Here is a 15,804-nt window from a genome sequence, read left to right as displayed (position 1 = left end):
CCAGTGGTTTTCAGCTACTGGTTGCCTTGTCATTTTTGGTGAAATATGTCTAACCCATCACCCTTGTCTCTAAAAGGCAAATCCTTCCTTTCTCAAGTATGGTCGCTAGCACATCCATACTGGCGCAGCGACGAGAAACGTATTGCTTGGTTGCTGCTCAGCCTTGTTGTTGGCCTGAACTATTTGATTGTTGAAGTCGCGGTTCTATACAGCAACTGGAACCGTGATTTTTTTAACCTAATGCAAAATGAAGAGTGGAATAACTTCTGGAATATGCTCGGTCAGTTTGTGTTGATCATGATGGTTTACACAGTGGTTGACTTGGCTGAGGAATACTTGAGAAGAGCACTGCGTATCCGCTGGCGCCGTTGGCTTACCCATACGTTTTTGCAAGAGTGGTTGGGTGGTAAACGTTTATACCGCCACCAACTTAGCTATCCCGATAGTGACAACCCAGATCAGCGTATCTCTCAGGATGTGAAAGACTTCTGTGACAAGACACTATCCATGGGGCTAGGTTTACTTCGCACTGTCACCAGTTTATTTTCATTTGTGGTCATTCTTTGGAACCTCTCAGGCAGCCTAACTCTCGAGTTTGCAGGCAGTGAATGGGTTATTCCTGGGTACATGGTATGGGTTGCGATTGTTTATTCCATCATTGGCACTTGGTTGACACACAAAATTGCCAAACGTTTGGTACCACTGAACTTTGAACAAGAAAAAAGTGAAGCCGACTTTCGTTTCCATTTAATGCGAGTACGAGAGCATGCCGAATCTATTGCGCTGCAGCGTGGCGAATCCGCTGAAAACCACCGCACCCAAAATCTGTTTGGTAAGGTATGGGATAACTGGCAGCAACTTACTGGCATGAAGCTAAAATATGGCGCTTTTACCAGTGGTTATAACGAGGTTGCGCGAATTTTCCCTTACTTGGTTGCCTCACCGAGATTGATGAGTGGTGCGTTACAACTTGGCGATATGATGCAAACTGCGACCGGTTTTTATCGCGTTCAAGAAGCCTTCAGTTGGTTCGTCGACTCTTATGAATCACTTGCCGATTGGCGCGCAGTGACTGACCGTTTAATCACGTTTCACACTCAATTAGAAGCACTGCCGGCAGCGAATGTTATGCCGCATTCGCACCAACCTGAGTGGCGCGATCTCAATTTGTATTCACCGGAACAGCAGCCACTACTTACAGAGCAAAGCGGAAATATTTCGCAGAGTATTACCATTAAAGGCTTATCTGGTGGGGGTAAGAGTACTTTCATTCGTTCTTTGGCAGGGTTATGGCCTTATCAAAATGGTGAAGTCAGTATGCCAGATGACAGAGAATGCATGTTCATTCCTCAGAAGCCTTATCTGCCGAATGCTAGTTTGCGCGACATCTTGTTGTATCCAAACAGCGAATCGACGTCTGATTCAGATCTAGTGGATGCATTAACGCTTGCTGGAGTATGCAAGTTTGGCGATAAGCTCGATTTCAATAGCAACTGGCAACAGAGTGTGTCAGGCGGTGAGCTTCAGAAAATCATGCTGGCACGCAGTTTGGTTCAAAAACCTCAATGGCTTTTCTTGGATGAAGCTATGTCGGCACTCGATCCTGAAAGTTATCGTTCAATTCGAGAAGTATTGAAGGTGCAACTCCCGGGTTGCTATATCGTCGAAGTATCACATCGCGAGAGTCACGAAGAAGAGCAAAACCAACTTATTTTATGCACACAAACACAATCGTTTAAATATTTATGAAGATTAACAAAATACTGATACTGGCAAGCGCGGCACTTTTGGGTGCTTGTCAGGTGATTACACCGACCAAAAATGTAGATGCGCCTTTGGACCTATCACAGACGTTGAATTTTGACAGTAATGTAGAAGTCGGCGAGCTTGAAAATGGCTTGAGCTATTACATTGCTGAAAACACCAATCCTGAATCGCGAGTTTATGTCCGCTTGGTCGTTAATGCAGGTTCAATGAGCGAAGACGATGATCAAAGAGGTGTCGCTCATATCGTTGAACATATGGCATTTAATGGCACAAAACATTATCCCGGGAATGAAGTCATTAAAGTGCTGGAAGAAGCGGGAATGAAATTTGGTGTCGACATCAATGCGTTTACCGACTTTGAAAATACGGTTTACACCCTTAACTTACCGAGTAACGATCCTGAAACTCTTGAATTGGTGATGGATGTACTTTCTGATTGGGCAAGCAATGTGACGATGCTTAAAGGGGATTTAGATGCAGAACGTGGCATTGTTTTGGAGGAGTGGCGTGCTCGATTAGGTCCAATGTTAAGGTTGGGTGATAAGAAAAGTGCGATTGAAATGGCTGGATCACGCTATGTTATGCGTGACCCAATTGGTGACCCTCACACCATTAAAAATGTATCAAAGTATCGAGTTGCGGACTTTTATACAAAATGGTATCGCCCAGACAATATGTCGGTTGTGGTCGTTGGAGATGTTCAAACTGAACAAATCAAACAGCTAATTACTCGTAAATTAGGTGATGCCAAAGCGCCTGATTCACCGTTAGAGACAGTTGATTACAGCATCCCACTAGTGGAAGGCTGGCGTAGTGAAGTGGTATCAGAGGAGGGGTACTCATCACCATCTGTGGAGGTCAGCTTTTTCTCAACTTTCCAACCAGATCTTAGCTACGCTCGCTATCAAAAGGATCTTGCCCATCAAATAGCGACGCGTCTGCTCAATGTTCGTCTTCAACGTTGGGAGCAAGATGAAGGTAACGTGGTCAACGCAGCTAACTTTTACTCGTCAAATGTAGGTAGAGAAACATCACAGGCGGTCTTCTCTCTACAACTTGTTGAAGGGCAATATGAGCAAGCAACACAAGCATTGTTTCAGTTTGTTGCACAGCTTACCCAGCACGGCTTTTCTAAACAGGAAGTACATGGAGAAATCCGTCGTCTAAAAGGCGTTATTGACCGAAACCAAGACAAAAAAAATTACAGCATCGACCTTGCTGGGGATCTTATGGTATCAGCAGCCAGCAAACAAATATTGATAGATAAAGAGCAAGCTTATCAACTTAATAAATACTTTTTAGACCGCATCAACGTTGATCAAGTGAATGAGGCTTTCCGACGAGTTATAGAACCTAAATCGCGTTTAGTTTTGTTAACGCAGCCAACCAATAAGCGACAACCTAAACTGGAGACTGAGTGGATTGAGAGTGAATGGCATTCGAATATGCTTAGCAAACAGCCACGATGGGCTATCGATGATAGCCAAGCTGTGTTGCCAGTTGTTGAACCAAAATTGGGGACACTCAAACAAGAGAAAAAGTGGGCGGAACATCGAATTACTGAATATCGCTTGAGCAATGGAAGTAAACTTGTATATCGCTATAGCGACAGCAACCCTGGCCAAGTCCACTTTAAGGCGTTAACTGAAGGCGGTTTACGCTCAGTTCCTCAACAAGATTATCAAGCCCTAAAAACGGCGGTCAGTCTGGTGGATGATACGGGTGTAGGTGTAGTCCCACAGGCTGATATTCAAACTATCTTCCGTGGCAACCCTGTTGTGATGTCGACATTGGTAGGAGATTACCAACAAGGCTTCTCTGGTTGGGCTAAGACCGACAGTTTTGAAAGGATGTTAAAGCTATTTCATTTAAAATTGGCGGTAAGTCCAGTATCGGAAAAGTCACTAAAAGAATATCAAGTTGAGATGGAGCAGCGTTTAAGTGGCAACCAATTTGACGGTGCAGACCGCTTTGTTAGAAAGGTCTCTGAGTTACGCTTCCCAGACGTCCCAACAGTGTATAGTGATAATGGTGAACAAGCGACACTCTATACAGCACAAGGGCTTAGCGATATTTATCAAGAATACATCGCGGGTAAAACAGATTACACCTATTTTGTTGTGGGTGATATATCTGCTCATCAACTTGAGCAACTTGCCGCGCGCTATTTGTCCTCGGTCGAGGTGAAAGAGTCTGCGAGAAATTACTACGAGCTTAGAGCGTCGTCGCCAGAAGTACGTTACAGCAAAGCTGATTCCAAAGAGCCGAGAGCAGAGGTCGAAATTTACTTAGTTCAAGACTCTCAGTGGCGACCAGATAATGCTTATTACTTGGAACTGAGCGGCGAGTTGGTTCAAGAGCAATTACGCTTGAAGCTTCGAGAGCAGGCCTCGGGAGTTTATGGTGTGGCAAGTTGGTTTTGGCAAGACAATTACAGCCCGCAAGCAGAAGGAAGAATCCTGTTTACTTGTGCTCCTGAGCGAGTGGATGAATTGATATCACTGACACATTCGGTGTTGAGTTCAGTCGCAATGCAAGGAGCCGATGAACAAGTGCTTGAGAATAAATTAGTTCAACGCGACGACCAAATTGATCGTTATCTGCACTCAGATTTAGGCATGTTAAATGCGATGGAACAATCCTATGTACTGACTGATAGCCCACGCTTGATTCAAGCACAGCGCCGAGCGAATAGTGAAGCAAACAAGTCGAAAGTTGATGGAATTATGCGTCAGTTTTTAGCTCGTGCAGACCGCTTTGAAGCTGTGTTGCTGCCAGAGTCTGTGACCAATTAGATTAACTAATCATTCAACAATCATTTAAGCTGCGCACACTTGTCACTCACTTGAACTTAGTGGGAATTGATAATGATAAGTGATAAAGCGCGGCTTCTTAATTGGATCAGAAATATGAAAAAATACGTATTATTCGGATTGCTATCCATTTGCACTTTTAACGTAGCAGCTGGTTTGGAGTTAGCGAAGACCTATCAAGATTGGGAACATTACGAGTCTAAGAGTTTTGATTCTGGAGAGGCTGTGATTCTTGGAGTATCGAGTGTTAAAAGTGATGGTAATGCAGAAACGGTCGCGTTGCGATGTACCACAGAAGGCGTGAATCTATTGTTTTTTAATGGAGTTTCAAGGCAAGAACCTGGCTATTCAGCAAAAGCTTCACTAAACAATGGTTCAGTATTCGATATGGATGTCTGGATTAAAGGTACAACACACTGGGCGACGGTACCGATAGGCCAACTTGAATCTTTTTACAGTGCTGACTCTTTAAGTGTTGAACTACAAGGGGATGAGCAAGAGGTAGAAAAGATCAATGTATCACTGAAAGGATTTAAAACCATGTATATGACATTGGTTCAAAGTTGCAAATAGCCAATCATTTCAGATAAATAGGCATATCAATACGCTTGGCATGCCTATTCAAAATTCAATGTTATCAACTCAAGTTCGATGAAGGCTAGCTTTGGGCCAGCTGTAAAATAAGCGTGGCTTTTAATCCGCCCATTGAGCTTTTTTCTAAGTTGAGCTCTCCTCGGTAGCTATGTGCCATTTCGTTAACTATGTTCAACCCCAACCCCGTACCCGGAGTCGTTTCATCTAAACGGACTCCCCGCTTAACTGCTTGGCTGAGTTTCTTTTGAGGGATACCCGGACCATCATCTTCTACTATAAGCTCGATTCGTCCCTCATTTAGCTGATTCGAATGGACTCGGATAATGCTGCTCGCCCATTTGTAACTGTTCTCGAGTAGGTTGCCGACCATTTCATCAAGGTCGGTTTTTTCTACGGCAACTTCAAGCTCAGAGTCCAGCTCATTGATCATGGTGACGTCGTTAGCGGCGTAGACTTTATCAAAAGCCATCGCGATAGCTTCGACACGTTCACAAGGCGATGACTTCACCGAAAGGATGTTCATTGCGCCAGCCATACGAGCACGGCCAAGATGATAATCTATTTGGTTCTGAATCTGATGAATGGGTTGTTGTAACAATGTTTTGTCATCGTCTGGAAGTCGCTCTATCTCATTTTTCAGAACTGAAAGCGGTGTTTTCAACGCGTGAGATAAGTTACCCGCGTGGTTACGAGCTCGCTCCAATAACTCTTGATAGTGGAAGAGTAGGGCATTGAGGTCAGAAACTAATGGAGAAACCTCTTTCGGGTAGTTGTCGCTTAACCCTTGTTGCTCGCCGTTTCTTAACATCACCAATTCACGTTGCATCTTACTGAGTGGCAATAGCGACCAACTGACTTGAATACCAATCAACATCAGCACGCCCACAAACAACAGCATCAGAATCAACCAGACTTGACTAGTAAGCTCGGTCAATGTGGATTCTAGTGGGTCTTCATCAATACCTATGGTGATGGTAACGGGCTCATTTAGTTCAGGTAAGTAGATGTCTTGCTCAATGTAAATCAGCTTCTCATCTTGTGGCCCTTTGACCGATGTGTGGATAGGAGAACGCTTGATGGTGAGGTCTTTGTCCCATAGAGATCGAGATCGAATAATCTGGTCTTGGGTAGCAGCTCGCCAATAAATACCACTGTAGGGTTGGTTAAACCTAGGGTCAGACAGACGCTCTGCCATGATGAGGTTACCACTGTCGTTGGTTTCTATGTTGGCGGTTAACTCGTCCATGGTTAGGCTGAGCTGTTGCTTGACGTCATCGACCAAATAATCGTTAACCAACTTAGGTATTCCAACGCCTGCCGCTAATATCATCGCACCTAGCCAAAAAGCCGCGGCGAGGAGCAAGCGGCTTTTTAGACTGACGTTTTTAAGTGTTCGTTTTTTTAGATTCATACGTTACCAGCCTGTCTTTGCTCATCTTGCTATGAGAACAACAACGATAATCACAGGCTGTCCACTTAATTGATTCTCTTGTGCTTAAATTGACGACTGCTCTTAGCTTAATTAAATACAGCATTATTCAGCATTCAGTTGGTAGCCAAGGCCACGAACGGTTTTGATAATCTTAGGTGCGATTTTCTTACGAATACGACCGATGAAAACTTCAACCGTGTTCGAGTCGCGGTCGAAGTCTTGCTTGTAGATATGCTCAACCAACTCAGTGCGCGAGATAACTTTGTTTTGGTTATGCATGAAGTACGCAACAACTTTATATTCTAGCGCCGTGAGGCTAACTGCCTGACCTTGCCACAACACTTTAGAACTGCGTGTGTCTAGGCTTAGATCACCAATTTGAAGTATAGGAGCAGCACTGCCTGACGCTCGGCGCAGTTGAGCTCGAATGCGGGCTATCAGCTCGACCATTTCGAATGGTTTAGTTAGGTAGTCATCAGCGCCTGCATTCAAGCCTTCTACACGCTGAGTAAGCGTGTCACGCGCACTTAAGATAATCACTGGCGTGTTAATGTTTTCGTCTCGAATGCCTTTTAATACGGTTAGGCCATCCAGCTTAGGTAGACCTAAATCGAGAACGATGGCATCCCACTCTTCTGATGTTGCACGGTAGAGTGCGTCAATACCATCTTGAGAAAGCTCAGGTACCCAGTCAGCTCCCTCAAGTGTTTCTAGAATTTGTTGGCCCAAGCGAGGTTCGTCTTCAACGACTAAAATTTTCATAATTGTTCTTCTTAATTCTTGTAATGACTGTTCGTTGTGCTTAATTGCTCGTCGTGATTAATGGTGTTTTTAAAGTTGCGGATCTTACTTATTCACCGTGTTTAATTGCGTCTTTAAAGTTTCGGCCTTTAATCATGAGCATTTCTAACGTCTCAGCGTTGTATTCGACTTTGATGATGTTGTTTTGGTAATTGATTTTTAGTTCATACACCCAAATATCATCGTCTTCTTCTAGTTCTACTTTAATGATTCGACCATGAAGATCGTTCTCAACGGCCGCATACATTTCTGAGAACGGGCGAATATAGCCTTCGCGTACGGCTTCGTAGACTTCGTCTTGATCTTCTTCAAATTCGATACGGGTTCCCGCTTTATGGACATCTTGTACAAGATCATGACCGTTATGATCTGAGTCAGCCCACGCACTAGCGGCGACACATAAGCCTAAGCTTAAAGAAAACATAGAAATCATAACTTTACTAAACATAGCGAATCCTAGAGAAGGTTGATAGCGTTCAGTATAAAAAAGTAATTCTGAACAGAAAGTGAACCTGATGAATAATGAGATTTAGGTTCTCAAAAAATGAGATGTTAACGTTGCTGAAGCTCGTCTTCGAATATCTTGTCTCTCATTTTCCAAAAACGCCCGACTTTACGTGCAATCACGAATTGAGGTGGGCGGAATCTATGTTGGTGAGCAACCACTTTCGTTGGTGAAGCTTCCTCAAAAGGGCGGTGTCTGTCAGCAAGATGAGGGCGAACAAACTGGTCTTTAAAGTTCTGCTTCTGTTTCTTGGTGGTTAATGACCAAAATTCATGCACTTGTGCTTGGTTTTCGCCACGGTAAGTGACTTTAAGTTGCGACTTACCTTTGTCGTCCTTGAGAACGTTAAGATCCATCTCTAAACACTCAAACACCAACGCATCTTTTAGGTTTAACGCTTCCTTAAGCTTTTTATCTGGGTCGACCAAGGTGGCATCGCACTCATGGCAAATGCGCGCGGCAATGTCGTTGTCAGCGCCGCATTCACCGCAGTATTTGGCTCGGAAGCGATAATTACAGTGTTCGCGTTCTCCCGTGTCTTCATCGGTAAAGTAGCCTTGGCATTTACGGCCAAAGTGCTCTAGCAAGAAGCCATTGCTGTCTAGCTTGCCCCAGAAGTTATTGTTGAAGCCGCATGCAGGGCAGGGGATGGTGATGATTTCACTGTCTGAGTCGGGTTTAGGGTCGCCCACTTCAGGTTGGTAAAGATCGTAACTGTTGCCAGCATAGTCGAGCACCAAACACTCTTTTTTACCCGGCGATAAGCGTAAGCCACGGCCAACGATTTGTTGATACAAACTGATGGACTCTGTCGGGCGTAAAATCGCGATTAAATCGACATGAGGGGCATCAAAACCTGTGGTTAATACCGATACGTTAACCAAGAACTTGATTTTACGTTCTTTGAAGTCACTGATGATTTGGTCACGTTCGAGAGTTGGTGTGTCGCCGATTACGATTGACGATTCACCTTCAGGCAGTAAGCCAAGGATCTCTTGTGCGTGTCTAACAGTGGCAGCAAATACCATGATCCCTAACTTGTCTTTGGCCAGTTCAATGATCTGGTCGACAATTTGTGGGGTCGCACGTTTAGATTGCTCAATCACCATATCGAGTTCGGCTTCTTTGTAGCGGCCTGTACTTGCAGGTTTTAGCTGTGAGAAGTCATAGCTCAATACTGGCGCATCGATCATGCGTGCTGGTGTTAGAAAGCCTTCGTCCAACAAGTAGCGAATCGGCAACTCGAAAATACAATCTCTGAAAAACCTAGGCTCTTCAGATCGTACTTGTCCACGCGTGTGATACTGATAAAGCCAACCCATACCAAGACGATAGGGGGTCGCGGTTAGCCCAAGCACCTTGATCCCCGAATTATTCTCGCGTAAGTGAGTGATCACTTTTTGATAGCTACTGGTCTTTTCATCGGGAACACGGTGGCATTCGTCGATAACCAACAGTGAAAATTGGTTAGAGAATGAATCGAGGTTGCGAACCACAGATTGAACCGAAGCGAACACCACTTGTTGGTCTGTCTCTTTTCGCCCTAAACCCGCAGAGAAAATTGAGCCTTTCAGCCCATAACCTTCATACTTTTCATGGTTTTGTTCGACCAATTCTTTAACGTGAGCAAGCACCAGCACTCGACCTTTCGCAAGCCTTGCTAGTTCAGCAATCACGAGGCTTTTCCCTGCGCCTGTAGGCAACACAAGAACAGCCGGTGTTTGGTGTTTTCTGAAGTAATGAATCACTGATTTTACGGAATCAGCTTGGTACGGGCGGAGTGTATACATATCGCGTCTTGTAGGGTAGAAAACAAATAGTGTGAAATAGCTCAACTAATTGAGCAAAGGTGACTATAATACCCGACTTAGATTAGTTGAGGTATTCATGCGTTTAGATAAATTTCTGTGCGATGCATTAGGCGTCACTCGAAGAGAAGCAACACACTTATTAAAATCCAAGGCAGTGACAGTAAATGATGTCATTCAAAAAAGCGGTTCACTCAAGGTAACTGAAGAGTGCGTTGTGGAATGGCAAGGCAATGAACTGAATGTTCACGGCCCACGTTACATCATGCTTTATAAGCCAGAAGGCTTTGTTTGTTCGCATGAAGATGGCGCAAATCGTATCGCCTTTGAATTACTCGATGAAATCAAAATGGACAAGCTGCACTTTGCTGGTCGTCTAGATATTGATACGACGGGTCTTGTGTTGATTACCGATGATGGTAAGTGGTCTCACCGCATCACATCACCAAAGCACAAGTGCGAGAAGACGTACCGTGTGTGGTTGGTTGAACCTGTTGAAGACGATTACGTTGAAAAATTCAAAGAGGGCATCCAGCTTAAGAGCGAAGATGGCCTAACACTTCCAGCACACCTAGAAGTTCGTGCTGAGCGTGAAGTATTATTAACGATTCACGAAGGCAAATACCACCAAGTAAAACGTATGTTTGCGGCACTTGGTAATAAAGTTGAAGGGTTACACCGTGAACGTATCGGTGAAATCGAGATGGATGAATCTTTGGAGTTGGGTGAATACCGTTACCTCACACAAGAAGAAGTCGACTCTATCTGGAAGTAATCTTTTCTGCCTTAGATGTGGCCGACCAAGGATAGCGTCGGCTGATTATTTTGACTGGTACTAGGACAGTTTCAGCCATTATTACTATATGTTCATGTATGTGTGCGCATATTCGTGTATCACTGTGCGTATTCGTATATTGCTATGTGTATATTCGTATATTGTGCGTGCATGCTCGTGCTCACATAGAACTTAGTACTTAGTCGGAGAGTTATGCAAACGTCTACCCAACAGACCCCAAGCTCACAACCACAAACTCCTCAGTTAGGTTGGATGCTATTTTTGGTTCTGGGTGCGATTGGTGCACTGACACCACTCGCCATCGATATGTATCTGCCTGCTATGCCAACGATCGCCAAAGATCTAGGCGTTACAGCGGGTGAAGTTCAAATCACACTCACAGCGTACACCGCAGGTTTTGCATTAGGTCAGTTGTTACATGGTCCGTTAGCCGACAGTTATGGTCGCAAGCCTGTTCTACTGATTGGTGTATTCTTTTTTGCGGTCGCGTCTGTTGTGAGTGCGACGACTCATGGCATTGAAGCGTTAACGTTAGTTCGTACGGCTCAAGGTTTTGCAGGTGCTGCGGCAGCGGTTATTATCCAAGCGGTTGTGCGTGATATGTTCGACCGTGAAGATTTCGCACGGACCATGTCGTTCGTTACCTTAGTGATGACGGTTGCACCACTTATCGCGCCGATGATTGGTGGTTACTTAGCATTGTGGTTCGGTTGGCGTTCAATCTTTTGGGTATTGGCTATTTTTGCGGTGATTGTCATTCTCGCGGTGATAATCAAAATTCCTGAGACATTGCCTGTCGATAATCGTCAACCATTGCGCTTTAAAACCACGATTCGTAATTACGCTCGTTTATGTAAAAACCCAACCGCTATGGGCCTGATTTTCTCGGGTGCGTTCTCGTTCTCTGGGATGTTTGCATTCTTAACTGCAGGCTCTTTTGTCTACATTGATGTCTATGGCGTACGTCCTGACCTGTTTGGTTACCTATTTGGTCTGAACATTGTTGCGATGATTCTGATGACGACAATCAATGGTCGAATCGTTAAGAAGGTCGGTTCTCATACAATGTTGAGGGCAGCGCTGGTCATCCAATTACTGGCTGGCGTGGGTTTACTTGTCGGTTGGGCGTTGGATCTCGGGCTTTGGGGAATTGTGCCGTTTGTGATGCTATTTATTGGCACCATCTCTACTATTGGCAGTAACTCTATGGGTCTATTGCTCAGTGGTTATCCAAACATGGCAGGCACGGCTTCATCGCTTGCGGGAACATTAAGATTTGGTACTGGTTCTGTCGTTGGGGCTATCGTTGCGATGCTGCCAAGTGACAGTGCTGGGTCTATGGCTATGGTAATGGCTGCATGTGCAGTAATGTCAGCATTACTATATTGGACATTAGGAAAGAAGGCATAATGTCAAAATACTATATTGAAATTCAGAAGTTAGTGAATGATGCGCTAGGCGAGCTATACGCTCTACATAAGTCTGGCAAGGCCATTGATGCACCTATCGCGAACAACCTTTACCTTGTTCGATGGGTAACAAAGGCGATTAAATCTCAAGCCTATGATCGCGTGATTGTGCCTGACTTGGTTCGTTGGCAGAAACAGGGTCGCTCAAAAGGCAATAACTCTGATTTAACTTTTACCTTTAAACGTATTTCTGCGTTTTACGGGCGTTTTTTCCCTGAAGGCGAAGATCCTAAAGCGCTTAAAGACAGCGATGTTGAAGCGTTCATGGACAAAATGTACGAGATGGGTTGGAGCGTATCGAGTGAAGATGAGCTAACGACTGGCGGTAAGATTCAATTCTTCACCGATGGTGAGCACTCTTTTGCTTTGTGTGGCAAACAGTGCGACGACTCTTTCGACGGTGAGTTGATGGTTAAGCCAATGAACTGGTTTGTTCGTGGTAACCACGCCGAGTTCATTCAAGCGGCGATGGAAGCGGGTTTCATGCTTCACAAAGTAACGGACTACAAGTCTGCGGTGAAGTATCACGGTGAATACATTGTTTACCCTGCTAACCAAGGCAACCAACTTGCAGAGATCCCAATTAGCGTTATTGGCTAGTAGCGGATTCTGGATACGAGATGAGAGATACGAAGAGCGGAATTATCCGCTCTTTTTTTGCCTCTCATAGCGCGTGTCGCAAATTTGCTGTTAAGTCTTTTCGCATCCCGCCACTCGAATCCCGTATCTGCTTTTAGTCTTTTCGCATCCCGCCACTCGAATCCCGTATCTGCTTTTAGTCTTTCCGCATCCCGCCACTCGAATCCCGTATCAGCTTTTAGTCTTTTGGCATCCCGCTACTCGAATCCCGTATCTGCTTTTAATCTTTTCGCATCTCGACACTCGAATCTACATCTGTTCTTTAGCCTGCTTCTCAATCGCTTTAACCATGCCTTTAAAGATAAACAGGTGGGCTGGCATCATCGCAAACCAATACAGTAACCCTAGAAAGCCTTTTGGATGCCACCAAGCTGATATGTTCAGTTCACGTGAATCACCGTGGTCAGAGACGGTAATCTCGAGTCGCCCCAACCCCGGGCCTTTCATACCGAAAAGCAGGGATAAAAACTGATTCTCTTCACAGCGAATAACCTTCCAAGAGTCTATCTTGTCACCGACTTTTAGGGTCGGTCCTTCAGGCATTTGTCGAACCGGTACACCACCGCCAAAGAGAAGATCTAACCATTCGCGTGTGCGCCATAGAGCATTAGCAAAGAAGTAACCTTGCTTCGGGCTTCCTATTTGCTGAGCGACCTGCCAAAGGGATTCTAAAGATGCGCTTGAGGTAATACTTGCGCCAGTTTTCTTAGGATAATAGCCGTACCCAGCTTGCCAGCGTTTGAAGGCGGTCTTATCAAAGCCCCAAACATTACTTTTCACGAAGTTGCCTTCAGCGTGAATCGCTTGCTCAACCATATTTTCGAACGAGATAAGCTTCTGAGGGTACTTTTCTCTAATGATGGTCGAACTGGCAATAAAGTCATGCTTTAAGCCCGCAAGAAGCGCTCTGCCTATGTTGGACGGAACAGAAGTCACAACACCTAGCCAATATGACGCAATTGAGGGCGTGAGGAGTGACGTCGCCCAAAGCCTGAGTGGGCGATCGGCTGTTTTGGCAATGTGAGCAAATTGATTTCGATAAGAGACAATGTCTGGCCCGCCAACTTCGAAGGTTTGGCTTTCGCTAGGCGTGTCCTGTGCGAGTTTTAGCAGATAGTGATTCAGGTTCTGCAAGGCAATAGGGTTGGCTTTAGAGTCGACCCATTTGGGCGCAATCATGATAGGCAAGTTGTACACGAAGTCTCGCATGATCTCGAACGCTGCAGAGCCTGGACCAATGATCACGCCTGCTTGCAGTTCAGTGATGGGGACTGGTCCTTTACGAAGCAGTTCTCCGGTTTTCTTTCTCGCTTGAAGGTGTTCTGAATCACCCGTTTGCGGTTGAAGCGAACTCAGGTAGATGACGTGTTGATTCTTTGGCCCAAGAGCTGAAACAAAGTTACGTGCCAAATTCAGTTCATAATCAATAAAGTCGTGGCCTTCTGCCATCCCATGTACGAGAAAGAAGACAAGATCAAAGTCGGGGACTAATGCTTGTGTTGCGGCTTGATCTGCAAGATCAAGATACTCTAGTGACAAGTGGTCATGAGGTTCGGTTCGTGCCTTTAAATAGTCGATATGCCTTGCTGCAGCAGTGACTTGATAGCCTTGCTCAAGCAGGAGAGGGAGGAGCTGCGAACCAACATATCCAGAAGCGCCTAAAACCAGTACTTTCTTCATTGTTACTCCATTTATATCTGTGGTTAAAAACCGAACATTGATATAATAGCGCGATATTTATCTTTATCCATCAATACGTTCCGTTTAGGTATCTCTATGTTGCTCTCTTCAATTATTCATCACACTCGAGGTGATTTTGTTCGTAGGCTTATTGCGATTGCTTTGCCTATTGCTTTGCAGAGCATTATGTTTTCAAGCCGAGGCTTAGTCGATGTGTTGATGTTGGGTCAGCTTGGGGAAGCAGACATTGCGGCGGTGGGGGTTGCGAGCCGTGCAATGTTTGTGACGACCATTATGCTGGTGGGTGTCACTACGGGTGGCGCTTTGCTAACGGCTCAATATTGGGGCGCGGGTAACAAACAAGGTGTCAGAGAAAGTACCGCACTGACGTGGCTGGTTTCGACCCTGTTTGCGTTGCTGACCATTGTTTTCTTTGTTTCTTTCCCTGCGCAAATCATGGGTGTGACGACCGACTCTCAAGAAGTCATCAGCCTCGGCGTTGAATACATCGTCATCACCTCATTCAGTATGCTGGCGGTGTCGTGCGTCAGCAGTATGGCGGTAGGTTTAAGAGCGATGCACAAACCTGGGTTAAGCACTTTCTTCAGCGGTATCGGCATTCTGTCTAATGTGTTCTTAAACTGGGTGCTGATCTTCGGTAACTTAGGCTTTCCATCGCTTGGAATTAAAGGCGCAGCGATTGCCACGGTATCGAGCGGTGCCATTGAAGTGGCGACCTTATATGGCTACCTCTATTTCTCTAAACACTTATTAGCTTTTAAACTTTGTGATATCAAAGCGGCTGCAACCGTTGAGAAAGTCGTTCGCTTCTTGAAGTTGTCTTTGCCAACCACGTTTAATTTCTTAGCGTGGGCGGGTGGCTTGTTTGCTTACCACGCGATCATGGGACAATCGGGTGTTCAAGGTTTGGCAGCGCTTTCAGTCATGACGCCGGTTGAATCTATCTCATTGAGTTTATTGATTGGTCTATCTAATGCAGCAGCTGTTTTGGTGGGTAACCAACTTGGCGCGAAGAACAATGAAGCGGTTTATTATCAAGCATTAGGCTTAACGATTCTGTGTTTCTTAACCAGTATTGTTGTGGCGATTTTTCTCTATTTCGTCCAAATGCCAATATTGAATGCGTTCAGTGCGTTGACTGAAGAGACCAGAGCCCTCTCAGAGAAATTCATTCTAATTCTCAGCGTGGGTATTATTATTCGCTCGGTACCGTTGACTGTGATCGTTGGTGTGTTGAGAGCGGGTGGTGATGTGAAGTTCTGTCTCTATCAAGATTTGATTGCTCAGTGGGTGATTGGTATTCCACTGGCTGCGATTGCGGCTATCTATTTAAAGTTTCCACCTGAGTGGGTGTATCTGCTTTTCCTCACCGAAGAAGTGATTAAGTGGGGTGGGTCGCTCTATCGCATGAAAACAAGAAAATGGATCAAAAACTTGATAGGAAGTTGAAGTAGGGCGCATCGATCACATCACTTTATC

General features: G+C 45.1%; 12 protein-coding genes. 7 read left to right on the top strand and 5 right to left on the bottom strand.

Going from position 1 to position 15,804, the window contains the following annotated elements; translation table 11 throughout:
- The first annotated feature begins 45 nt into the window (after positions 1-45).
- The 3 genes from L3V33_RS13945 (at position 46) to L3V33_RS13935 (ending at position 5,153) form a co-directional block, all read left to right on the top strand.
- The gene (locus L3V33_RS13945; RefSeq protein ID WP_237290643.1) at positions 46-1,749 is read left to right on the top strand and encodes an ABC transporter ATP-binding protein/permease; all 1,704 of its coding nucleotides are present in this window, start codon (positions 46-48) and stop codon (positions 1,747-1,749) included.
- Positions 1,746-4,562 (top strand): insulinase family protein, encoded by a 2,817-nt coding sequence (locus L3V33_RS13940; RefSeq protein WP_237290642.1) that lies wholly within the window; start codon positions 1,746-1,748, stop codon positions 4,560-4,562. The genes L3V33_RS13945 and L3V33_RS13940 overlap by 4 nt, the downstream gene beginning before the upstream one ends.
- A 114-nt stretch (positions 4,563-4,676) precedes the next feature.
- Entirely contained in the window at positions 4,677-5,153 is a 477-nt protein-coding gene (locus tag L3V33_RS13935) for a hypothetical protein (RefSeq protein WP_171313499.1), read from the top strand.
- Between the two features lie 85 nt (positions 5,154-5,238).
- Here the strand turns inward: L3V33_RS13935 and L3V33_RS13930 are convergent, their stop codons facing one another.
- From L3V33_RS13930 to L3V33_RS13915, 4 genes are all read right to left on the bottom strand, one after another.
- Positions 5,239-6,585, bottom strand: coding sequence for an ATP-binding protein (locus tag L3V33_RS13930; protein WP_237290641.1), 1,347 nt, complete (start codon positions 6,583-6,585; stop codon positions 5,239-5,241).
- Between the two features lie 123 nt (positions 6,586-6,708).
- The gene (locus L3V33_RS13925) at positions 6,709-7,368 is read right to left on the bottom strand and encodes a response regulator transcription factor (protein WP_004734666.1); all 660 of its coding nucleotides are present in this window, start codon (positions 7,366-7,368) and stop codon (positions 6,709-6,711) included.
- Positions 7,369-7,456: 88 nt separating this feature from the next.
- Positions 7,457-7,855, bottom strand: coding sequence for a membrane protein (locus tag L3V33_RS13920; protein WP_004734667.1), 399 nt, complete (start codon positions 7,853-7,855; stop codon positions 7,457-7,459).
- 104 nt (positions 7,856-7,959) lie between these two features.
- Complete coding sequence (locus tag L3V33_RS13915) at positions 7,960-9,702, bottom strand: DEAD/DEAH box helicase (protein WP_004734668.1); 1,743 nt, start codon at positions 9,700-9,702, stop codon at positions 7,960-7,962.
- A 97-nt stretch (positions 9,703-9,799) separates the two neighbouring features.
- On the opposite strand from L3V33_RS13915, the gene rsuA reads away from it, so the two are divergent.
- The 3 genes from rsuA (at position 9,800) to L3V33_RS13900 (ending at position 12,585) form a co-directional block, all read left to right on the top strand.
- The gene (rsuA, locus tag L3V33_RS13910; protein WP_004734669.1) at positions 9,800-10,495 is read left to right on the top strand and encodes a 16S rRNA pseudouridine(516) synthase RsuA; all 696 of its coding nucleotides are present in this window, start codon (positions 9,800-9,802) and stop codon (positions 10,493-10,495) included.
- Between the two features lie 213 nt (positions 10,496-10,708).
- Entirely contained in the window at positions 10,709-11,926 is a 1,218-nt protein-coding gene (locus L3V33_RS13905) for a Bcr/CflA family multidrug efflux MFS transporter (RefSeq protein ID WP_017079054.1), read from the top strand.
- A complete protein-coding gene (locus L3V33_RS13900; protein ID WP_004734671.1) occupies positions 11,926-12,585 on the top strand; it encodes a DUF2913 family protein in 660 nt (219 codons plus the stop codon). Before L3V33_RS13905 ends, L3V33_RS13900 begins: the two co-directional genes overlap by 1 nt.
- 288 nt (positions 12,586-12,873) lie before the next feature.
- Here the strand turns inward: L3V33_RS13900 and L3V33_RS13895 are convergent, their stop codons facing one another.
- The gene (locus L3V33_RS13895) at positions 12,874-14,304 is read right to left on the bottom strand and encodes a DUF2867 domain-containing protein (RefSeq protein WP_237290640.1); all 1,431 of its coding nucleotides are present in this window, start codon (positions 14,302-14,304) and stop codon (positions 12,874-12,876) included.
- Between the two features lie 96 nt (positions 14,305-14,400).
- Between L3V33_RS13895 and L3V33_RS13890 the strand changes: the two genes are divergently transcribed.
- Positions 14,401-15,774, top strand: a complete 1,374-nt coding sequence (locus L3V33_RS13890) for an MATE family efflux transporter (RefSeq protein WP_146458087.1) — start codon at positions 14,401-14,403, stop codon at positions 15,772-15,774.
- The last annotated feature ends 30 nt before the right edge of the window (positions 15,775-15,804 follow it).

It is taken from the genome of Vibrio sp. A2-1, from assembly GCF_021728355.1.
Classification (GTDB): domain Bacteria; phylum Pseudomonadota; class Gammaproteobacteria; order Enterobacterales; family Vibrionaceae; genus Vibrio; species Vibrio splendidus_K.
The sequence above is the reverse complement of the archived record's forward strand: the minus strand, read 5'-3'. Positions and strand labels throughout refer to the sequence as shown.

Coding starts and splice junctions, on each gene's coding strand:
- L3V33_RS13945 (WP_237290643.1), top strand. CDS start 46: ATGTCTAACCCATCACCCTTGTCTCTAAAAGGCAAATCCTTCCTTTCT.
- L3V33_RS13940 (WP_237290642.1), top strand. CDS start 1,746: ATGAAGATTAACAAAATACTGATACTGGCAAGCGCGGCACTTTTGGGT.
- L3V33_RS13935 (WP_171313499.1), top strand. CDS start 4,677: ATGAAAAAATACGTATTATTCGGATTGCTATCCATTTGCACTTTTAAC.
- L3V33_RS13930 (WP_237290641.1), bottom strand. CDS start 6,585: ATGAATCTAAAAAAACGAACACTTAAAAACGTCAGTCTAAAAAGCCGC.
- L3V33_RS13925 (WP_004734666.1), bottom strand. CDS start 7,368: ATGAAAATTTTAGTCGTTGAAGACGAACCTCGCTTGGGCCAACAAATT.
- L3V33_RS13920 (WP_004734667.1), bottom strand. CDS start 7,855: ATGTTTAGTAAAGTTATGATTTCTATGTTTTCTTTAAGCTTAGGCTTA.
- L3V33_RS13915 (WP_004734668.1), bottom strand. CDS start 9,702: ATGTATACACTCCGCCCGTACCAAGCTGATTCCGTAAAATCAGTGATT.
- rsuA (WP_004734669.1), top strand. CDS start 9,800: ATGCGTTTAGATAAATTTCTGTGCGATGCATTAGGCGTCACTCGAAGA.
- L3V33_RS13905 (WP_017079054.1), top strand. CDS start 10,709: ATGCAAACGTCTACCCAACAGACCCCAAGCTCACAACCACAAACTCCT.
- L3V33_RS13900 (WP_004734671.1), top strand. CDS start 11,926: ATGTCAAAATACTATATTGAAATTCAGAAGTTAGTGAATGATGCGCTA.
- L3V33_RS13895 (WP_237290640.1), bottom strand. CDS start 14,304: ATGAAGAAAGTACTGGTTTTAGGCGCTTCTGGATATGTTGGTTCGCAG.
- L3V33_RS13890 (WP_146458087.1), top strand. CDS start 14,401: ATGTTGCTCTCTTCAATTATTCATCACACTCGAGGTGATTTTGTTCGT.